The organism is Streptomyces sp. NPDC001604, assembly GCF_042893475.1.
Lineage (GTDB): Bacteria > Actinomycetota > Actinomycetes > Streptomycetales > Streptomycetaceae > Streptomyces.
Genome location: NZ_JBIAUY010000015.1, coordinates 44,636 through 65,115, shown reverse-complemented (window position 1 = coordinate 65,115; position 20,480 = coordinate 44,636). Strand labels below are relative to the sequence as shown.

General features: G+C 65.2%; 14 protein-coding genes. 8 read left to right on the top strand and 6 right to left on the bottom strand.

Annotated elements, in window-relative coordinates; translation table 11 throughout:
* Positions 1-23 precede the first annotated feature (23 nt).
* Positions 24-911, top strand: coding sequence for a DUF5655 domain-containing protein (locus ACFY1E_RS32970; RefSeq protein WP_389082420.1), 888 nt, complete (start codon positions 24-26; stop codon positions 909-911).
* A gap of 226 nt (positions 912-1,137) precedes the next feature.
* Here the strand turns inward: ACFY1E_RS32970 and ACFY1E_RS32965 are convergent, their stop codons facing one another.
* On the bottom strand, positions 1,138-1,767 hold the full coding sequence (locus ACFY1E_RS32965) for a hypothetical protein (protein ID WP_389082417.1): 630 nt from the start codon (positions 1,765-1,767) through the stop codon (positions 1,138-1,140).
* Between the two features lie 236 nt (positions 1,768-2,003).
* On the opposite strand from ACFY1E_RS32965, the gene ACFY1E_RS32960 reads away from it, so the two are divergent.
* A complete protein-coding gene (locus ACFY1E_RS32960; protein WP_389082415.1) occupies positions 2,004-3,446 on the top strand; it encodes a DNA phosphorothioation-associated putative methyltransferase in 1,443 nt (480 codons plus the stop codon).
* A 59-nt stretch (positions 3,447-3,505) separates the two neighbouring features.
* The gene (locus tag ACFY1E_RS32955) at positions 3,506-4,357 is read left to right on the top strand and encodes a hypothetical protein (protein ID WP_389082412.1); all 852 of its coding nucleotides are present in this window, start codon (positions 3,506-3,508) and stop codon (positions 4,355-4,357) included.
* 114 nt (positions 4,358-4,471) lie between these two features.
* Here the strand turns inward: ACFY1E_RS32955 and ACFY1E_RS32950 are convergent, their stop codons facing one another.
* From ACFY1E_RS32950 to ACFY1E_RS32930, 5 genes are all read right to left on the bottom strand, one after another.
* Positions 4,472-5,272: a phosphoadenosine phosphosulfate reductase gene (locus ACFY1E_RS32950; protein ID WP_389082410.1), complete on the bottom strand. Its 801-nt coding sequence runs from the start codon at positions 5,270-5,272 to the stop codon at positions 4,472-4,474.
* A gap of 226 nt (positions 5,273-5,498) precedes the next feature.
* Positions 5,499-6,146 (bottom strand): hypothetical protein, encoded by a 648-nt coding sequence (locus ACFY1E_RS32945; protein WP_389082407.1) that lies wholly within the window; start codon positions 6,144-6,146, stop codon positions 5,499-5,501.
* A gap of 89 nt (positions 6,147-6,235) precedes the next feature.
* Positions 6,236-7,090, bottom strand: a complete 855-nt coding sequence (locus ACFY1E_RS32940; RefSeq protein ID WP_389082405.1) for a phospholipase D family protein — start codon at positions 7,088-7,090, stop codon at positions 6,236-6,238.
* Between the two features lie 38 nt (positions 7,091-7,128).
* The gene (locus ACFY1E_RS32935; protein ID WP_389082403.1) at positions 7,129-9,012 is read right to left on the bottom strand and encodes an ATP-binding protein; all 1,884 of its coding nucleotides are present in this window, start codon (positions 9,010-9,012) and stop codon (positions 7,129-7,131) included.
* A complete protein-coding gene (locus ACFY1E_RS32930) occupies positions 9,009-10,637 on the bottom strand; it encodes a DEAD/DEAH box helicase (RefSeq protein ID WP_389082400.1) in 1,629 nt (542 codons plus the stop codon). The genes ACFY1E_RS32935 and ACFY1E_RS32930 overlap by 4 nt, the downstream gene beginning before the upstream one ends.
* A gap of 435 nt (positions 10,638-11,072) precedes the next feature.
* On the opposite strand from ACFY1E_RS32930, the gene ACFY1E_RS32925 reads away from it, so the two are divergent.
* The 5 genes from ACFY1E_RS32925 (at position 11,073) to ACFY1E_RS32905 (ending at position 19,996) form a co-directional block, all read left to right on the top strand.
* Complete coding sequence (locus ACFY1E_RS32925; RefSeq protein WP_389082398.1) at positions 11,073-12,281, top strand: cysteine desulfurase family protein; 1,209 nt, start codon at positions 11,073-11,075, stop codon at positions 12,279-12,281.
* A gap of 51 nt (positions 12,282-12,332) precedes the next feature.
* The gene (locus ACFY1E_RS32920; protein ID WP_389082396.1) at positions 12,333-13,448 is read left to right on the top strand and encodes a DUF4007 family protein; all 1,116 of its coding nucleotides are present in this window, start codon (positions 12,333-12,335) and stop codon (positions 13,446-13,448) included.
* Positions 13,445-17,044: an ATP-binding protein gene (locus ACFY1E_RS32915; RefSeq protein ID WP_389082393.1), complete on the top strand. Its 3,600-nt coding sequence runs from the start codon at positions 13,445-13,447 to the stop codon at positions 17,042-17,044. Before ACFY1E_RS32920 ends, ACFY1E_RS32915 begins: the two co-directional genes overlap by 4 nt.
* Entirely contained in the window at positions 17,041-17,874 is an 834-nt protein-coding gene (locus ACFY1E_RS32910) for a phosphoadenosine phosphosulfate reductase family protein (RefSeq protein ID WP_389082392.1), read from the top strand. The genes ACFY1E_RS32915 and ACFY1E_RS32910 overlap by 4 nt, the downstream gene beginning before the upstream one ends.
* Before the next feature lie 199 nt (positions 17,875-18,073).
* Positions 18,074-19,996 carry an ATP-binding protein gene (locus tag ACFY1E_RS32905; RefSeq protein WP_389082390.1) on the top strand — a complete coding sequence of 641 codons (1,923 nt, stop codon included), beginning with the start codon at positions 18,074-18,076 and terminating at the stop codon, positions 19,994-19,996.
* Positions 19,997-20,480: the final 484 nt, after the last annotated feature.

The window sequence follows — 20,480 nt, the reverse complement described above, 5'->3', positions numbered from 1 at the left end:
ACTGCAGAGATCGGGAGGGGACGGTGTCGGGCCTGAAGCTGTTCAACACGAAAAGCGGCGTGACCGAGGTCCCGCCGCGTCTTGCTGACGTCGAGGCCGACGTGCAGAGCCTCATCGAGGCGCACATGGAGACGATGCTGGGGGTGCGGTTCCTCGCGAGCGAGTACGTGATCGACTGCGTCGACGGCGGACGGATCGACTCGCTCGGGATCGACGAGAATGGCGCCCCGGTGGTCGTGGAGTACAAGCGCGGTACCGACGCAGGCGTGATCAACCAGGGCCTCTACTACATGGCCTGGCTCACCGCGCACCGGAGCGCTTTCGAGGGCCTGGTCCGCGACCGGCTCGGGGTGCCGGCCGCAGCCCAGGTCCTCTGGAGCGCACCCAGGCTGATCTGCGTCGCCGGCGACTTCACCCGCTACGACGCCCATGCCGTACACGAGCACCATCGCAGCATCGACCTGGTCCGCTACCGGTATTTCGGCAACGAGCACATCGGTCTTGAGACCGTGGCCTCCGCCGCCGGAAGGGCGTCTGCGGGCAGGCGGGTGCGCCGGCGCGCGGCCGTGCCGGAAGCGCCCCGGGCGCAGACGGGGGCCATGGCCGAGCTGGCCGCCGCTGCCGACGAGGTGCTTCTCGGCCTCGGGGACGGTGTTACCCGGGTCCAGCGCAAGCAGTACGCCGCCTATCAGCGGCTGCGGAACTTCGCCTGCCTGATCCGGCCCCAGCAGACCAAGGTGCTGGTCTACCTGAAGGCCGATCCGAAGGTGGTCGACCTCGTACCCGGTTACACCCGGGACGTGACGGGGCTCGGCCACCATGGCACGGGAGACCTGGAGGTGCAACTGCGCACCGAACGCGACCTGGAGCGCGCCCAGGACCTGTTCCGGCTCAGCTACGCCGCGGCGTGAAAGAGCAATGGCCCAGGTGGCCATGTGCGTTTCACGGGTGAAGTTGTGGATCGTCGTGGCGCTGCCTTTCGACGGGGCGGTCAGGGAGTGGCGGTGGATCTACAAGTATTCGGCGGATCCCCGGTTTCGGTAACCGGGGATCCGCCGCTATATTGCCGCCGCCCTTACGGCCAAGCGTGAGGCGACGCAGGAATTCTGGCTTCCCGGCTGGGGCACAGTGACGTGGCTAGCGGCCCCGACTGCGCCAGGCTGCATCAGCCGCCTGCACGCTCGCCCAGTAATGGGCGAACTGCTCCTGGCTCAACCGGCGAATTGCGTAACCAGCGCACTTGCTGCACCAGCCCGAACCGGTCCAGTCGCCATGTCCTGGGTCTTGGAGGTAGAGCGGGACAAACTCGCGAAGAGTGAGCAGGGCGTGTTCAGAGGTGAGGTACTTCTCGTGCACACAGATACCGTGGGACTTGCCTTCGTAGCGGCCGTACGGATCGGTTGCGTACACCTGCAGGTCGGCGAGTGGCCCAAGCGGCTGATTGCCAACGCTGCGTCCGGTGACGCCGTAGCGGTCGAGAACCCACGGCTGGCCGTCCTGGCTGTGTAGGAACACCCACAATGAGAACTGATCCCCGGAGACGAGCAGCGCGTGCGCAGCCCGCCGCAGGAGGCCATCGCTGAGGTGGGCTCCGCCGGCCTGTGGATCCATGACCTCGCGTAGATCCACCTCGGGGCCGGCATCCAGCCACTGCTGGGGAAGTGTCTGCCGTCTTCCCGTTGGCCACTGGTCGTTCTCAGCGAAAGTTGCGCGGCCGTAATCGATGGTGACCCTGCGATAGGTGGTCTCGTCGGGGTTCTGGGGCATGAACCTGATTCTCGACGCTGTGCGGGGCAGTTGCCACCACCCAGAGGCGGGCGGTCACGCAGGTCCCTGCCCTTCCTTCTGTTCGCTGCGCACTCCTGGGCGTCGCGCGGGGGCCCGATCCTTTCGTTCGAGGTCAGATGGGGGGCGGCTCCGCGTAAGCCGGGTCACCGGATCGGGTGTCCGTTAAGGTTCGGTGCTGTCGCATGCTGGCCTGTCCGTGGAATCAGGGGACGCCGATGACACAGCAGCTGTGGAGCAGCCAGAGGCATCAGACCGCGATCGGCCGAATCGGCCTCTCGCTGCCAGCCCGCCGCGCCGTCGGCGACCTCCAGCTGGAACCCGAGACGGGAGTACTGGATTACGGGTGCGGACGCGGCGGCGATGTACGGGCATTGCAGCACCTCGGCCTCGATGCCGCGGGGTGGGACCCGGTGCACTTTCCGGACGGGCGTCGTGAGCCAGCCGAGGTGGTCCTTCTCACTTATGTCCTGAACGTCATTGAGAATCCCGCCGAACGACGCGAGACGCTCCTACGGGCCTGGGACCTCGCCAAGTCGGTGCTCGTGGTGTCCGCGCGGTTGAGGTGGGAGCGCAACCAGATCAAAGGCACCGAGTACGGCGACGGCATCCTCACCCAACGCCGCACCTTCCAGCACCTCTATGCCGCCGGCGAGCTTCGCGACTACGTCGAGGAAGCCACTGGTGTCCGCTGCGTGTCGGCGGCGCCCGGCATCGTTTACGCGTTCAAGGACGATGCGGCACGCTTGAGTTACCTGGCCCGCCAGGTCGCCCCCGAAGGGGGATGGCTGGCGTCCGAGGACACCGCCTCGGCGATCACCTCGGTCGTCGATCATCTCGAACAGCGCGGCAGGATGCCTCAGCTGGAGGAAATGCCGCAGCCCATCATCAGCCTCCTCGGCCACCTGCGTCCTGCTGAGCTCAAGCGCCTTGCCGAGCAGGAAGCCGACCTCGTGAAGGTTGAGCGGAGCGCCGAGCGTGGAGCCCTCGACACTCTGCTGTTCCTCGCGCTGGAGCTGTTTCACGGCCGCGGTCCGGTAACCAGTCTGCCCCTGCCGGTTCAACTGGACATCCGCGCCTTCTTCCCTTCGTACACCGAGGCGTGCCAGCGAGCGGATCGGCTGCTGTTCAAGCTGCGTGACGATGCATACGTCCGTCGGGCGATGAACGGATCGATTGCCGGCAAGTTCACCGCAACCGCCCTGTACGTGCACCGCCGTGCGCTCCACCGGATCCCGGCCGTGCTGCGCCTGTATGAACAGTGCGCGAGCATCGCTGCCGGCCGCCCTGGCGAGTGGTCCGTCGTCAAGCTCCGCCATCAGGGCCGCGGTGTCAGCTGGCTCGACTACCCCGAGTTCGACACGGATCCCCACCCGCGGATTGCGGCCTCGTACGCCGTCGACCTGAAGACCCTCAAGTCCTCCTTCACCTCGTACGCGGACTCCACCAACCGTCCTTTGCTGCACCGTAAGCACGAGTTCCTTGCTGAGGACGATCCCGACGCACCCAAGTACCGGAGGCTTACGGAGGCCGAGGTTCGCGCCGGCCTCTACGAGAGTCCGCACCTGATCGGCACGGAAGAGGGCTGGGAGCGTGAACTCGTTCGCTGCGAGCGGGAGTTGCGCGGTCACCGGCTCGTACGTCGCACCATCAGCACCTGAGCGTCGCATCGGCTCTCGGCACCGGAGCGGTTGTCAGTGCCGTGTGCCACGCTCCACTCATGACCACTACCCGGATGGAGGGCCTCTGTCTGCCCTCATACCGCACGCTGTCCACCCTCGCGCTGTCCGAGCCCGAGGACCACGTCCGTGAACTCACCGACTGGGTGGAGCACGCCTCCGCCGTCTCCGGAGTCCCCGGGGCGCAGAACAGCTGGGATACGGCCTACAAGTGGCTGCGCCTCGCGCAGGGGCTGCGCACGGTGGCGTTCGACATGTCGTATGACGACGGCGGTATGTGCTCGGCGGGCCTCGACTTCGACGCCGTCTGGACCGAGATGATGGAGGAGTGGCAGCAGCACCAGGTCCGTCTCGGCTACCTGCGTGCAGCACTTGAAGGATTCGTCCGGCTGCTGCACCCGAACATCACGGAGCCTGGACTGGCCGTCGAAGCCGCGGAACAGCGGCTGCACCATCACGCCGGCGCATGGCCAGTGCACGCTCGCGCGGTCGCCGACCATCTGCGGACACATGCCCCGGACGGGGTGCCAGGCGCCGACACGCCGGTGGCGGCAGCGGTGACCCAGGCGATTGCCCTGCACGAGATGGCCGTTCACGGCCGTGCTGCCGTCCCCGAGCCGGACAGCGACACGGACGGGAAGGTCTTTCCCACCGGGCACGCCGAGGTCTGCGCGGCCAAGGAAGCCTCCACAGTGCTGCTGCTGGGGATACAGCTGCTGATGGCGGCAGCGGTGCAGGAGGACCGCGTCGCCGTCTTCGACGACAAGTACCTCCTCGACGGCATGTGGATTCCCGACTCCTCGGGCGGCAGCCGCTGGGTGGACGAAGAGATGCCCTACGGCGAGTACCTCGCCGTCCTCCACCTTCAGCCCGGTGAGCCACCTGAGCTCTGACTCCGCCACCAGCCGGGCCCTGCGGCGGCCACGTCGGCACGCCAGGGACAAACGATGGGTGGGGCCCGAAGCTATGGCTTCGGGCCCCACCCATCGCGGCTGGCTCGGCACGTATCAGGTCATGCACCAGCCGGAGTCGCAAGCCCCCTCATCGTCATCGCCGCCAACTACCCCCGGGCCCTGGTCGGGGATGGCCTGAGTGAGGGGGATGCCGTATCTCGTGAGATACACGGCATCCCGCCCGAGTGCGGCCCGCCGACGGTTGATCGTCTCCTCCAGCCGAACCGACTCAGCGAACAACTCGGGCTCGTGCAGACGCTGGTGGCGCCAGGCGCCGACGGTGCGGAAGGGGCAGAAGAAGCAGGAGCTCTTAGGCGGTACCGGCAGGCCGGCCTCGGCGATGACGCGTTCACAGTCGTCCCTGCGCAGCCCGAGGTCGAGGAGGGGGTACTCGATGACCTCGTGGACTTCCCTGCGCCGGCGGTTGGCGCGATGGATTTCGTCGACCGATATGCCGATACCAACCGCCGCCGGGTCCTCCGCGGTGGCACCGTGCTCGCGAAGCCACCGCCCGACCACCTTGATCTTGAAGTCGGCGGTGCAGTTGCGGCGGCCAGGAGCGCCGTTGGCCATGCGCACCGGGATGGGGATCGACCGGGTGTCCGGCCGGTTCAGCCGCTGCATGAGCGTTTCCGTAGCCCCGTCGCGGCGGCGCCGCTTGAGCTCGTGGATGTCCAGTCCCGCACGCTCGGCATACGGGATGGCGATCTCGCGCACGTACGCGAGGGTCGCTGGGTGCTCGCTGTCGTCCCCGACATTGGCGAAGAGGAACGTGGAGAAGTCGATCTCGCGCTGTGCGGCCAGCACCAGCAGCGCGGTCGACTGGACGCCGCCTCCGTAGGAGATGACCCTCATTGGACGGTCACTTGGCCGGTGAGCGGCCGGGGCCAGGACGGCCTGTGGGCGCGTTTCCGTCGGATTGTCGTGGTGGGCTCCGGGGGTGCGTGACAAGATCGGCATGTGAGAGACAGTATGGATAGCGCGGCTAGCTATCAAGTGTTTCTCTCACAGCTGTCGGCGAACACTGCCTCGGCGACATCGCGTCCTGGAGATCCGCCCCTGTCAGGAAGGGAAAGACCGACTAAGGGCGCGGCTCGATGACCACAGAGTGTCCCTCCGCCAGGACTGCTGCCAGGAACTCGGCCGCGGCTGCCTGGTCGGCACTGGTGAATGCTCGCGCTGCGGGCGGGGATTTGCGCGGCGGCTGCGAGAGGGGCGCTCTTTGCCTACGGCCACGTGGTTTTTGCGGGGCGCGGTGCCCTGCACGCAGCAGCTCGATCTCGGACGGGAGGACGGTGCGCTGCCGCTGTTGCGCATCATCCAGGATGGTCTCCAGCAGCCAGAGAGGGGAGCCGGAGAGGGTCAGGTCGGCATCGGCGATCTGTCGCCGGTTACGCCATCGGGAGATCGCCTGCGCGTCCCGGGCGAGGACGCGGGCGACCTCCTGGATGCCGAGGATGACGGGCAGGTCCTGCTTGTCCTGGACCTCGTAGCCGCGGGGGATGCTGGTCTTGTAGGAGGCCAGCCGTTCTTGCGCTACGTGGCGGTCGCCGACGCCGTTGAGCCGCATGACTGTCGCCAGCAGCCAGTACGGGTTGCCGGACGCGACCAGGTCCTCTGCGGCGAGGGCGCCCTCTGTCCGCCATTTCTGGGATGTCTGGCGCTCCACTTGATAGAGGAAGGCGATTTCGGCATGGCCCAGAAGGAACGGGACCCGCACCTGTGCCATGAGGGGGCCTTCCCATCACCTTCGTCTCCGTGGGCGGCAATGAGCGGGGGAGAGACTCTCTCCCATGCACATCGCCGTGCACGGAGATCTTAGGTGTGCTCCCTTCCTGGCCGCAGCTCCCACGAGCCCACCTCGGTGTAATAGCGGCCGAAGTGCTGCAGCCAGGCCGCGAGGGTCTCCGTCGTTCTCCGCGCCTGGTCCTCCGGCTCTCCTGTCCGTTCCACGATGGCCTTCTGGAGTTCGATGTTGCTGAGGCGCTCGCCGACGAGCAGCTTGTGGAGTTCTGGGATGGCGTGCAGCCGAGCTTCGACCGCCCTGTTGAAGTCGTGCTCCGCCAAACCTGCCGGGACATCGAGCATCGCGAGGTCCTGGATGATGCCGGCCTCAACCGGCGAGGTGAATCGTGTTCGCCCGCTGTAGAGCGCGAACACGTTCTCCGGGCGTCTCGTCTCCGGGTACCAGAGGGGGGCGGGGTCTCCCTCGGCTGGGAGCGCGATGTGTTCCTCCTTCAGAAGTTCTGCCTGCTGCCGAACAAGGGCAGCAACGAGAGGTGTGGCCGGCGCCGAGCAGGACTCGATCTGGCTGAGAACGCGCTGTACTTCGGGATGTGCGACCGGCGCAGCTAGCAAGAGTTCCACGTTGGCGTTGGGTACTCGGCCGGTGGCCTTGCCGGTCAGGTTCGCGGATCCGACCAGGCATTGGTCGTCGGCGACGTAGATCTTGGCATGCAGCGACGGGCAGAGAGTGATCTGCACGCGTTCGTCCCGCTCCGCCGCCTCGATGATCTCCGGGTCGGAGACTCCGGCGGCTACTTCCGCCGGAGTCCAGCGCGTGACGCATTCGATCGTCTCCACCGAGGCCGGCACCGAGGCGAGGGTTTCCTCGAACACGGCCTTCTTGATGAAGGGCGCCACGAGGATCACTCGTGCGGTGGCGCCCTTCATCAGGTCGGCTATCTGCTGCCAGACGTGGTCCGGCTGCGTCACTCGTCATCGCTCCCGTCTTCGATGAAGTCACGGGCGTAGCGGCCCCAGTCGCGCCGGGCGTCCGAGATCCTGGCGCGGTCCCGCCTGTTGGGGATCTCGTCCTCCATGCGGGCCCAGGAGAAGACGAGGAGTTTGAAGGTGTCGGAGGCGCGGGCGAGGCGTTGGCGGAGTTCGGTCTCGCTCGCGTCTTCGGGCACGTCTTCAAGGACGGTCATCAGCTCGGTGTGTAGCGGGTGTTCGGTGTTGAAGATCACCTGGAGCATGCCGGCCATGAGGTCGATGTTGAAGAAAGCCGTGGTGTCCTGCGGGCTGGAGATCCAGCGGACACGCCAGTCTTTTTCCAGAGCCTCGTCGACCATGGACTGGGCGGTGTCCTCGTCGAGGTGATGCCGCTCGGTGAGCGCCGCGAACTGCTCCTGGCGCTTGTCGTTCTCGGTGGCTTCCTCTGCCAGCCGGTCGGTCGTTCCCGTGTGGCCGTCCTCCTGCCGGCGCTTGACCGCGTCTGTGGCCTTGGACGTGACGACGTCGTCGTGGCGCTTTTTGCCTCCCCGGTTGCCCAGCGTGTGCTGCTTCAGCTTCCGCCGCATTTTGGGCAGGAGGTTCTTCTCCAGGTAGAGCGCGAGATCGATGAGGGGCAGGCGCGGGTCGCCGAATTCGGCGATGCGGTCCTTGAACGCCTTGGGTGTCTCGTCCCCTTCGGCCTCGGCTGTCCAGTCGAAGTGGGCGAGAGACGAGAAGACCGTGGCGGTCTGCTTGTTGTTCGTGACGCCGAAGATGTCGTCGAGCTCCGGGGGGAATTCCACCTCGATGCCCCACCAGCGTTCGACGGGGTCGTACCCGATGGCCCACTTGGAATCGAGGTCGAGTTCGCGGCCCTGCCGGACCAGGGAAATCCCGATGTTCCGTCGAGCATGCTGGCCCCACGGGTGGAAGCCTGCGTCGCGGTTGGGGTTCGCGTTGTCGGGCCATGGGTGACCTTCGACGTCGGCGCGGCGGGCCTCGGGCCGGGCGATGGATGCCCGGACCTTCACGTTGTGCTTCGTTCCGTCGACAGTGATGGGGAAGTAGGCGACCCCGGGTTCGTTCTCGTTGCCCATGTCGAAGGGTTCGAACATGGGCTTGTTCCCGAACGGCGGCGGCGTCCCCGTCGAGTCCATGAGGTACAGGGGATCGTTGGGCTCGGCGAAGTACGCCCCGTTGTCCCCTTCGAGGACCTTTCCTTCGCGGACCGGCGCCATCTTGATCTCCACCCTGCCGTCGTGGAGGTAGTGCCGGTACACGCGGCCGATCAGCTCGGCAGTGTTGCGCAGGGTGGCGCCGGCGCCGTGCCATTTGACCCGGTCAAGGTCTGACCAGACCACGAGGGTGCCGGTGGTGCCCAGCGGTGCCTCGCTGAGGTCGCTCCAGTGCTCCGGCACGGGCTGGTGCACGGGGCTGGGGACGTCGTCGAGCCCGCCGTTGATCTCCTCAAGATCGAGGTAGGTGTACATGGCGTTCGGGCTGCCATTGGTCCATGACCAGACCTCGACCTTGGTGCACTGGGACATGCTGGAGTTGGGCAGACCCATGCCGAACCGCCCGATGCGGTTGCGGTCGCCACCGAGGCCGTCGCCGTACTTCAGGGCGCGCCGCAGGAGTTCGGCGTCCATGCCCTTGCCGTTATCGAGGACGGCTATGGTGTCCACCCGGTGCCTCGTCTGGGTGGCACCCTGCACCGGGCTCTCACAGGCGAAGACCTGAACCAGTGTGGCTTCCGCGTCGATGCTGTTGTCGATCAGCTCGGCGAGCGCGTAGGCGGTGTTCTTGTAGCCGCTGTCGCGCATGGCCTTGACGGTCAGCGAAGGGCTGACGATCCGGTATTTGCTTCCCTCGCCGGTCACGCGGTCTCCCATACGTCTTCCCAGTTGGTGAATGCCTCGGCCACGTCTCCGAACCCGGGCAGCTCCGGGTCGACGACGGTGACGATCTCGCAGGTGGCAGTTCCGCCGGCCTTGGGCCCGCGAATGACCCGGCCGACCATCTGGCTGTACAGAACCAGCGACTTGGTCGGTCGGGCGATGATGGCAGCACTGGCCGCCGGCGCATCGAAGCCTGTGGTCAGGACCCCGAAGTTGCACAGAATCATGGGGCGTCGGCCAGCGCCCTTGAAGCGTCTGATGGCATCGTTGCGGTGCCGGGGCGAGGACTCCCCGGTGACGAAGTCGGCATCGAGGCCGAGCGCCGACAGGACGGCGGCGATCAGGCGGCAATGGTCAACGGAGGCCGCGAAAACCAGGATCCTGCGGTGCTGCCGTTCCAGTAGCTCCAGCACGGTCTGGACGACCTTGAGGTTCCACTGCTCGTCGCTGGCCAGCGACGCGATGATGTCCGACGGGATGTCGAAGGACTTCGCGAGGAGTTGCTGATCGCGCGCGGACAGATGCAGGCCGGCTTCGGAGGCGACGGTGTTCATGATGGGCTTGGCCAGGTAGCCCTGTTCGATGAGGGCGGTTACCGGGTTGCTATATCCGTCAATCTGCAGCATGACCTTCTGGCGGGCGAAGAAGTCCGACAGCCGCTCATCCTGGGTAACGTCCGCCCAGGTCCGGCCGGGGGTGGCCGTCAGGCCCAGCAAGCTGGCGTCGGGGCGAACCGTGAGGGCGTCCACCACCCGCTGATAGGTCGGCGCGATGATCTGATGAGCCTCGTCGAAGACGGTGAGAGTGCTGCGTGATGCGAGCTTGCGGAGAAGCTCCGGGTCACTCTTGTCCGCGGAGACGGCCTTCTCCAGCCCCAGGATGACGAGGCCGTCTGTCAGCGCCTCCACATCGGTGGGCGCCTCGCCCCACATCCGGACGACCGCCATCGGACGGTCGCCGAGCTTGGACCAGGCGCGCCCGAACTCCGCAGCCGCCTGCTCCAGCAGCTCCTGCCCGCGCGCCAGCCAGACCACAAGCGTGGGCTCGTGCTGCCGCAGATGGTCGGCGATCAGGTTCATTCCGGTGCGGGTCTTGCCAACGCCTGTCGGCAGGTGAAGAACAACCCGCCGCGGTCCGTCGTACAGCAACTCCTTCACACGTGCGGCTGCGCGCCGCTGGTGGGGGAACAGCCCGTACTCGGGTTCGGAGTCTTCCCGAAAGAGCGGGAGCAGCGCGGGTGCCCTGTCGACGCTGAAGCCGAAGAACTCCAGCAGCTCCCGCTGTTGCTCACTCGCCCACTTCAGACCAGTCAGGTAGGCCAGGGCATCGGTGCCCGCGCCATCGGCCCCAAGGCGCTGGGCAAGTTCTGTCTGCTTGTCGGCGGGCAGGAGCCGCAGCAGCTCTTCGCGGTCTGTCTGGGTGGACACAAGCTTCTCGGCGTCCACCGCCACGGCGGCGACTGCTCGGAGCCGCTCATCGCCGGCGCTTCCGCCGTCGATGAGGTCAAGCAGAGCGCACATGTGCTTGCCGAGCCGCTCGCGGATGTACGGCATGGGGGCGCTGTCCAGCACGGCTTTAAAGGACAGGCCGGGCGACCACGCTGTCATCGATTCACCACCCCTGTGAGACAGGGGAGCTTTCCCCCAATATCTGAATGACCGTCAACTTGCGATGCCCCTGCCTCAGTTCTGTGCATGCAGTGCCCACCGCAACTGTGAGTCGCCCCAGAGTTACAGTGCCCGATCACCATAAACCCAGGCACTGACACTCGGGTCCTCGCGATTGGTATTCGCAGCTCAGAGGCACTGATGGGAGAGGTAGACCCTATGAAGGATCCGTGCAGACCCCGCGCAATTGCCCTTTCCCGATAGAGGGTTGCGGCCACCCAAGGAATAGGGAACATTAGTTCGAGTTACGGTTTGCGTTCCGGCTTGAGCGTCGGGTTCGCGGGCTGATCGATCTCGATCGCTACGACCGCGACTCACTCCTGGTGGTGACCCCGGTGCGCACGTCCGGGTTCCACCAGGAGTAGATTGTGTGCGGTGCTGAGCGAGACGAGGTGGGGCATGCGGGATGAGTCTGATGGGTCGGTTTCGGCGTATCTCGACTACAATGCGACGGCACCGATCCGGCCCGAAGCGTTGGCGGCCGTCGTGGACGCGCTGCAGGCCGTCGGTAACGCGTCGAGTATGCATCACCCCGGCCGGGATGCCGCCCACCGCGTGGAGGTCGCTCGTCGGCACCTTGCTGACCTGCTGAACTGCTCGCCCGGGGAGATCATCTTCACGTCGGGGGCAACCGAAGCGAACAATCTCGCGCTGCGCGCCGCTCACCGCGGCGGGGCCCGGATCGTGACGAGCGGTGCAGAACACCCCGCGGTGCTGGAGACCGCCCGCGATCTGGCGCAAAACGATCCGGGAGCAATGACGGTTTTGCCCATGCGGGCGGACGGCCTGGTGGAAACCGTGGCCCTGGAGGAAGAGCTCGGCCGGGGCGGCGTCGGACTCGTCTCCCTGATGGCTGCCAATAATGAAACCGGGGTTCTCACCGACCTCGCGCCGGTCGTCAAGGCGGCGCATGCCGCAGGTGCGCTGGTCCACACGGATGCCACGCAGATGATCGGCCGACTGCCCCTGGACCTATCCGACGTGGACGTCGACCTCCTGTCTCTGTCGGCCCACAAGTTCGGCGGCCCCCAAGGTGTTGGCGCACTGTTCGTACGACGAGGCACACCGCTGCCGTTCAGGCCGCTGATCACCGGTGGCGGGCAGGAGAAGGGATGGCGGGCTGGCACGCTCAACGTGCCCGGGATCGCCGGCGCCGGGGCTGCCGCGGCGGCCGTCAGCCGTGACCTTGCCGATGACGTCGCCCGCGTGACCCAACTGCGCGATCAGCTCGAGAACATGGTGACCACCGCGGTGGAGGGATGCCGCATCAACGGGCAACAAGCCCCTCGCCTGCCCGGCGTGGCGAGCATCACCTTCGCGGGTGCCCCGGCTGACGCAGTCATGGCCGCCATGCCGCACATAGCCGCATCCGACGGAAGCGCCTGCGCCTCGGGAGCCCCCACTCCCAGCCACGTCCTGCTCGCTATGGGGCTGAGCCGGGAGGAAGCAGAGTGCACTGTGCGCTTCTCCCTCGGCTACGCCACAACCGGGGACGAGATCGCCGCAGCCGCCGAGGCGGTGGCGCGTGCGGTCCACCAGGTGCGCGCCGCCATGGCAGCTACAGCCGGCGCCGCTGCTCACTGACTTTGACTTCAGCAGTTCCCTTTATCTCTTCTTGTATCGAGAGGCCCTCGTATGGCAGACATCAGGCTCGCGGAAGCCGCACATTCCAGCTTCGCGCGCCATGAGACCTTCGCCCCCCGCTTCGGCTGGCTGCATAAGGCGTACATGCAGGTCAAGGACAATCCGGCAGCTTTCCTCGCTGAAGAAGCCCCTGTCCTGCTCGGCGTGGGCAAGAACATGGTCAATGCCATGCGGTACTGGTCAAAGGCGTTCAAGCTCACCCGCGAGCACGCCGACCCGTTGGGTAAGACGAAGGCCCAGTACGCGTCCCCTACTTGGGAAGCGCGATGGCTGCTCGATGAGGATGGCGCCGATCCGTACCTTGAGGAACCCGGCAGCCTGTGGCTGTTGCACTGGTGGCTCGTGTCGTCGCGGCCCGGCGCCAAATGCTGGGCCCCCGCGTGGTACACGGCGTTTCACCTCGCTCCATTTTCTCGCTTCACCATCGCGGACATGACGCAGGTCGTGACGCGGCACGTCAACTTCTCCTTCAGTGACGGACCGGTGGAGTCGTCGATCACCCGGGACGTCGAGTGCCTGACCAAGATGTATGCGCGCACGCCTGTCGAGCAGAGCGGTTCTCGCGCCACCTATGAAGATCTCTTGGCCTGCCCTTTCCGCGAGCTGGACCTGCTGACCTCTGTGGGCACAAGGGGAAAGCAGGAGTGGCAGTTCACCAGTGGCACGCGCACCTCTCTCCCGGCCCGCGTCCTGGTCCACGCCTGCCTCGACTACGCCGCCCGCGATACCCAGGGTCCCGGTTCCATCTCTCTGGCACGCCTTGCCAACGAGCCCGGAGCGCCCGGCCGTGCCTTCCGGGTCCGCGAGCCTGAGATCGTCGCCGCCCTGGACAAGGTCGCTGCGGATCGGCCGGAACTCAACCGGGTGGACGCGGTCGGCCAGCGGACCATGTCCTTCTCCAGCGATCCGATGGCGCTCGCTTGGGACGTCCTCGACGAGCAATACGACCACGTCACCCGGCGCTCTGGCTTTCCCACCCGGGACGAATGGAGCGCGCAGTACCCGCAGTTGGCCGAAGCAGAGAAGGCCGAGAAGGCCGAAGCGGAGAAGGCTGACCGCAAGCCCCAGGACCACCAGCAGCAGTTCACGACTCAGGAGATCGCGTGACCACCGCAGCTCCCACGCGGACCTCTCGCACCCCGCAGGACGAGGTAACCCCTCAGTTCCCGGCCGGTATCGAACTGGTCGGCTCCCAGATGCGATCGACCAACCTCGAACGCGACGTCGAGGACGAACTGCACGGACCGTATGTCGGTGCGAAGGCAGTCGACGTACTGGAGCGCATCGCCAATGCAGTCGGCGACCTGCGGCGTCCCCGCGCCTGGTCCTTCACTGGACCCTATGGCTCCGGGAAGTCCACGCTGGCTAACCTGATCGACGCGCTTCTCGGCCGCGATGAGGACCGCCGCGAGGAGGCTCACCGGATCCTTGCGGACACCAGCCCAGCCCTTGCCGAGCGTCTCGCCACGGCTCGGGCTGAGCGCACCGGAACCGGGTTCCTCGGAGCCGTGGCAACCGCGCGACGTGAACCGCTGGTCGCCACGGTGACCCGTGCGCTGGAGACCGCGGCAAAGCGCCGCTGGGGCAAGCGCATCCCGAAGAACGTCGCCGCAGCACTCGCGGCCTGCGAAGACCCGACGACGACCGGGACGAAGACGAAGCAGGTCATGGCCGCCATCAAGGCCCTGACCGACAATCAGCAGCCGCTTTTGCTGATCATCGACGAGTTCGGTAAGACCCTCGAGCATCTTGCCGGGCACAACGAATTCTCCGGCGCCGAGCACGACCTTTTCCTCTTGCAGGAGCTCGCCGAGCACAGCGCCGGGCCCAATGGCCTGCCCGTGTTCCTGGTCACCCTGCAGCACCTGTCGTTCATGGACTACGCGTCACGGTCCAGTGAGCTCAAGATCCGCGAATGGGCAAAGATCCAGGGCCGCTTCGAAGACGTCACCTTCGTCCCGCACCATGGCGACTCCCTGCAGCTCCTGCGCCGGCGTCTGAACCACTCAGCAGTCGACGCAGCGGGCCAGGACCTCATCCGCGGCTCGGCCGAGGCATCAGCCCTCGCGTGGAAGAACCATGGCCTGAACGTCCTTACCGAGCTGGCCAGCGACGACTTCGCCGGCCTCTACCCGTTGCACCCCCTGACGGCGATTGCCGCGCCGATCCTGGCAGCTCAAATCGGGCAGCATGACCGCAGCCTGTCGGGCTTCCTCAACAGCGGAGAGCCCAACACCGTCCGCGACTCGCTGGCCGTACACTCCCGGCCGGATGCCGAACGCGCCAGCACCGTGCAGCTGCCTCAGCTGTACGACTACTTCCTCAACTCCGGCCGGACCTCGCTGCTGGCGGCCTCCAACGCTGGCCGCTGGATCGAAGTCGACGCGCGCATCAAGGAAGCCAACGGACTGCCCGACGCCGACCAGGCGCTGCTGAAGACGATCGGCGTTCTGAACCTCATTGACGCCGACGGCGCGCTCAGCGCCACCAGCGAGATGATCCACCTCGCGCTCCACGACCCCACTGACCTGACCGACGCAAGCGCCTTTGCCCGCCTTGAGGAGCAGCTCGCCGACCTCGTCCGCCGCGGCTTCCTCGTCCACCGGGAGTTCAGCGGTGAGTACCGAGTCTGGCAGGGCACAGATTTCGACATCGACGCCCGCCTGAAGGAGATCATCAGTCACCTGGACGATGCCTCCATCGTCCAGCGCCTGGGTGCACACCTCCCCAGCGCTGTGGTCGCCGGCCGACACAGTCAGGTCACCGGGATGATGAGGGTGTTCCTGACTGCCGTCAGCGGTCCAGAGACCCGTGAGATCCAGGCGCCGGACGAGCTGAAGGACCCGGCCGACGGACTAGTCGTCTTCCACCTCGGCTTGCGGGATCAGCTGCCCACCGTCGACTCGACGCTGCCGGTGATCCTCGGAACGACCGCCCACCCCGACGTGGTACTCAGCTCCGCCACGCACCTCATCGCCCTGAGAGAGCTGCTCGAAGACAAGGAACTCGATCACGTCGCCCGGCGGGAGGTCACCGACCGTGCCGTCCAGGCGGAAGCCGAACTGCGGGAGGTCATCCAAGCGGCCTTCTACCCGCCGACCCAGGACGCCACCTGGGACCTGTGGAACGCCGGACTTGCCCCCGGGACGGCCCCTGACAGCTCGAGCCTGCCGGCCCGCAGTCTCAGTGGCCTGGTCTCCCTCGCCTGCGAAAACGTCTACCCGCACACTCCGCATATTCGCAACGAGATGCTCGGGCGGCACTCACTCACCAGCAACGCCGCCCGTGCCCGAAGCGATGTGCTGGACGCGATGCTCACCCGCTCCGGCGAGCAGTACCTGGGCTTTGACGCGACGGCCGGAAGATACGGTCCGGAGCGAGCCATCTACAGCGGTGCTCTGGCCTACCTCGGCCTGCACCGGGCCAACAGCACAATCCAGGCAGAGAATTCTCCCAACAGCCTGCTGCCGTACGGCTTCTCCGCTCCGGGCGAGGGACACGAGCATGCTCAGCCCGTCTGGGAGGCGCTGCAGAAGGCACTGGACGCGGCAACCCGGCGTACCGGCCTCGACCACATCATCCGGGTCCTGATGAGCCCGCCCTACGGGGTGAAGGCCGGTGTCTGGCCGCTGCTGGTCGTCACCGCCTTGGTGATCCGCCGACATGATGTCGCCCTCTTCGAAGAAGGCTCCTACCTGCCCCGACTGACGCCGGATATCGTCGACCGCATCCTCGTCGCCCCCGCCCGTTTCCACGTGAAATACACGCCAGTCGGGCAGGGCCAGCGCGCCAGCGTGATCAAGAAGCTCCTGGTGTCCCTGAAGGTCGAACCGCCACGCTCACAGGCGTTGCGCAACCCCGACCTGCTATCAGTAGCCAGGGCGCTGCTCGAACGCGTCATGGTCTTGAACAGCTACGCACGTAAGACCAAGCGCATCTCTCCGGATGCACTCGCCGTGCGCAACGCCCTGGAGAACTCACAGGATCCGGACGACCTGGTCTTCCGGGCTCTGCCCAAGGCGCTGGGCCTCGCCCCCATCGAAGCCGGCACCCGCGCCAACGCAGCAGCCGCCACGGACTATGTCGACAGGCTGACCGCAGCGGCAGACGAGATCACCGGAATCGAGCGCACGCTGCGGGAAGAAGTGGTCGCGGTTCTCGCCGAAGAGTTTCGTCTACCCGCGACTCTTCCCGAGCTGCGGTCAACCCTCGCCGCGCGGCTGAGTGGCTTCGCCACGGTGTCACTGAACCCGGAACTGCGGGGCTTCGTCGACTTCGTGCTCAGCGAGAGCCTCGCTGACGAGGACTGGCTCGACCCGATCGTCGTCCGCCTCACCAACAAGGCACTCGGAGACTGGGATGACCGGGACGCAGGTATGTTCCCTCGCCTTGCACGCGAGATGTCCGCAGCCCTCGACCGCGTTGCCCACCTCTACCAGGACAGCAGCGAGACCCGCGAGCAGGAAGTAAACCTGGAGACGCGGCTGTTGACCCTGACGGACAAGACAGGAGCGGAACGGCGGACGCTGATCTACGTGCCGGAACAGTCCCGAGGCCAAGCCGACCAACTTGCGGCCGACGTACTGCAGCAGGCCGAGCAGGCCCTCGGACCCGACGGCGCCCGAATCCTGCTCGCCGCTCTTGCACAACGCGTTGCCGACGGGCCGGCTAGAACAGCAAACGAAACGAAGGAGGGGGCATGACAGATCCAGTCACCCAGGAGAAGGTCCGCCACGTGCTGGGTATCTCGGGCGGCAAGGACTCGTCGGCTCTCGCCATCTACATGCGCGATCGTGTGCCGGAGATGGAGTACTTCTTCTGCGACACCGGCGCTGAACTCCCAGAGACGTACGAGTACCTCAACCGCCTGGAAGCGGCCCTCGGTAAGCCCATCGAGCGACTCAACGCCGACCGGGACTTCGATCACTGGATGGAGGTCTACCAAGGCACCCTGCCCAGCCCGCAGATGCGCTGGTGCACCAAAAACCTGAAGATCAAGCCGCTGGAAGAGTGGGTCGGCGACGACAAGGTCATCTCATACGTCGCGATCCGGGCCGACGAGAACCGCCTCGGCTACGTCAGCACCAAGCCGAACATCGAGGCCGTCTTCCCCTTCCGCGAGGATGGCGTCGACAAGGACGGCGTGATGCGCATCCTCGACGAGGCCGGCATCGGGCTCCCTGGCTACTACGAGTGGCGCACGCGTTCGGGCTGCTACTTCTGCTTCTTCCAGCGCAAGCACGAGTGGGTCGGCCTGAAGGAGCGCCACCCCGACCTGTACGACAAGGCCGTGGAGTACGAGGAGAAGGTCCGCTTCCGGCACACTGCCATGAAGGGCCGCAACTACACCTGGTCACAGGGCGAGTCGCTCCCGGAGCTCATAGAGCGCAAGGACGAGATCGAGGCCAAGCACCAGGCTGCCCTTGACCGTGCGGCCAAGCGCATCAAGCCCAACCGGCCACTGCTAGAGGTACTTTCCGACGCACTCGACTCCGACGACGACGAGGCCGGCTGTTCCGTCTGCCACCTGTAGTGCTACCGCGGCGGCTGTGGCTCGCTCCCGATGCCTCGAATCAGGAGCGGGCCACAGCCATGTCGCTAGCTGGCGAATAGGGGCCTTTCGGTGAATCATCGATCGTAACGGGGCAAGGTGACTTGAGCGATGCACGCGTTGTGCCACGGGGGGCGGATGTCCGCGAAAGGCCCCGTATCTGCCAGTACGCTGTGCGTCCATGGACCTGCTGACGCCTAACGGCCTCGACCTCCGCGAGAACTACGTTCACCAGCTCCAACAGACCATCAACGCATACTCGCCGACGCACAGATTTATCGGGGAGGCTCTGCAGAACGCTCTGGATGCAGTGAGAGACGCAGGCGGAGGTCGCCACGAAATCTCGATCAACTTCGACTTCGAGTCGCATGAGGTGAGGATTCGAGACGACGGGCCCGGCTTCCCCAACGATCCACGCTTGCTCTTTCTCGGTGGTGGTCGAAAGATTGGGCGCGGATTTGCTGGTTTGGTTGGCGTCGGGCTCAAGGTGCTGTTGTTTAGTACGGAGCACTTCCAGCTTCGCGCCAAGAGTGATTCCGGTTCGCTTAAATTCGCAATCCAGGACGCCCATCTTTTCTCGCACGGTTCTGCCGAAATCGCCCTGGATATCGATGAGGAGGGGCATTTCAGGGAGGACCCTGATCCTCTCTCAAGCGGTACTGAACTAGTCTACCGGTTCCCTAAGCTGGATAACGGCAAGAGCGTACAGCTTCAATACCTCAGGGATGTGCGCGCAGATTGCCTGAAGCGGGACAGTCTGGAGTCTGCCTTCGGTGAGACCCTTCGTAATGCGTGCGATCAGGGCGGTTTCCCTAACCGGCTTGCTGCGCTCATCGGCGTGCATCTCCTCAGGTACACGTACCTTGGGCTTACAGTAGTCCCTGATGAGCTCTCCGATACCACTGTCTCCATCACGATGACGGGATTGGACGCGGAAGGAAACCTTGGCGAGCTTGGGCCACTTGCAGACGGTCAGCTCAGCTGTTCATTTGAACTGGCTCCACATTACTTCAGTGTGGACGAGGCCGTAGGTTGGATCCCGCGAAGCAAGCGTCGCCCGGTCTTGACGGACAGGGAGCTGGCTAATGGCGGACGAGGTCTTGTGCGTACGGATCTCGGATTCAATCGAACCAGTTATTCCTCCCCGGACGAGTATGAACTCCTCCTCACCAACGCCCGTGGAGAAATCTCTGGTGATGTTGAGACATACAGGAGACGTCTCTGGCCTCGGATCAACAGCATCGCTCTCACTGTTGGTCGAATCAAGGAGTTCGAGAATTACCTCCCTGGCGGCGCGGCGCACACTTTTAGCGCCAACGGTGTTGTCACCAAGCATGACGTGGAATTCAATCGAGGTCAAAACCAGCAATACGTCCGGTGCTTCGACATCAATGTTGACGTGAAGGCGGAACTCAACTACGGGAAAAATGCATTCACTGATATGCATCTCGTGAAGCTCCTGCGGAAATTCCTCAACGATGCATACGCTACAACGATCCAGTTTGCGGCGGCCAATTTTGTCGGAAAGTTGCGCTCGATAAGTGAGCCGACGGAGGATGCTTTCCTGACTCGCCCCGACCTCGTAAGTGGCCTGACTCAGAAAAAAATTCCGAGAGACGAAAACGACGTCATTGCGCTCACGTTTGAATTGGCAGGGATGGGGTATTTCCCGGACTATCGATGGTATGGCCTATCATCGAAAGACACTTACGACGCCCGCGCCGTCATCAGGCGTTCCTCGGACCTGGAGTCAATTCTTACGGAGGCGCCACATGAGGGCTCCCTTCGTGTGGTTGAATTCAAGCTGCGCGCTGGAAGTATCGCCAGAGACTTCAATCGCGAAGAGAAAGATCCTCGCCGCCTTGACTTGATCATCGCCTATGAACTGGGCGAATCTGCCCTTCCCGACCAATATCAAATCCTTTCCCTCGATGATAGTACGGTTGGAAAGAATCAGAATCGCGTTTTTCCTGGCGTCAGCCATGTCATTTATGACGCCCTGAGTGGCGTTGAGGTTCAGGTGCTCTTGTTGCGGCCCATGATTGCAAATATCTTCGCTCCGCCAGAGCCGGGAATCCTGCCAGACGAGGTTCAGGACGAATAGGCAGGATCCGCTCGGTGTCGTCGCGATGAGCCTCCTGTAGGTAACGCTCAGTGGATATGAGTTGACGCAGAAGAGCGTGAACGCCGCCATGGGCGCGTCACCCTGCGTTATTGTGAAGGCGCGGCCCCGGGGCATTCCCCATCCGTGGGGCCGCTGCCGTATGCGAACACGATGACTGCTTGACTCTGCTTGGCCCGCTCGTTAGCCCGTAGCGATGCCGAGGCGCAGTATTTCTCTGCGGAAGCGCGGTAGAGGCTTGTGCCCAGGAGCTGTTCCGGTTCAGCTACTCCTATAGCCCGGGGCTGGCAGCCGGGCGGTGTGTGTTTGTCGGTAGTCGGTGTGTGGTGGCCTTTCGGCCGAGCGGACCGGGAGCGGCGGTGGAGCACTAATGATCCGGCGGTTCGCCGGTTTGGCTAGCTGCCGTTCCGCTCCGGCGTTCACCCGCTTTGCTGGCAGTTATCGATCAGTTCGGCGTGCCCGCGCC

Excerpts from the sequence above, each read along its gene's own strand:
- ACFY1E_RS32905 (WP_389082390.1), top strand. The coding sequence starts at position 18,074 with ATGGACCTGCTGACGCCTAACGGCCTCGACCTCCGCGAGAACTACGTT.
- ACFY1E_RS32940 (WP_389082405.1), bottom strand. The coding sequence starts at position 7,090 with ATGAAGGGCGCCACCGCACGAGTGATCCTCGTGGCGCCCTTCATCAAG.
- ACFY1E_RS32910 (WP_389082392.1), top strand. The coding sequence starts at position 17,041 with ATGACAGATCCAGTCACCCAGGAGAAGGTCCGCCACGTGCTGGGTATC.
- ACFY1E_RS32950 (WP_389082410.1), bottom strand. The coding sequence starts at position 5,272 with ATGAGGGTCATCTCCTACGGAGGCGGCGTCCAGTCGACCGCGCTGCTG.
- ACFY1E_RS32930 (WP_389082400.1), bottom strand. The coding sequence starts at position 10,637 with ATGACAGCGTGGTCGCCCGGCCTGTCCTTTAAAGCCGTGCTGGACAGC.
- ACFY1E_RS32920 (WP_389082396.1), top strand. The coding sequence starts at position 12,333 with ATGGCAGACATCAGGCTCGCGGAAGCCGCACATTCCAGCTTCGCGCGC.
- ACFY1E_RS32965 (WP_389082417.1), bottom strand. The coding sequence starts at position 1,767 with ATGCCCCAGAACCCCGACGAGACCACCTATCGCAGGGTCACCATCGAT.
- ACFY1E_RS32955 (WP_389082412.1), top strand. The coding sequence starts at position 3,506 with ATGACCACTACCCGGATGGAGGGCCTCTGTCTGCCCTCATACCGCACG.
- ACFY1E_RS32945 (WP_389082407.1), bottom strand. The coding sequence starts at position 6,146 with ATGGCACAGGTGCGGGTCCCGTTCCTTCTGGGCCATGCCGAAATCGCC.
- ACFY1E_RS32960 (WP_389082415.1), top strand. The coding sequence starts at position 2,004 with ATGACACAGCAGCTGTGGAGCAGCCAGAGGCATCAGACCGCGATCGGC.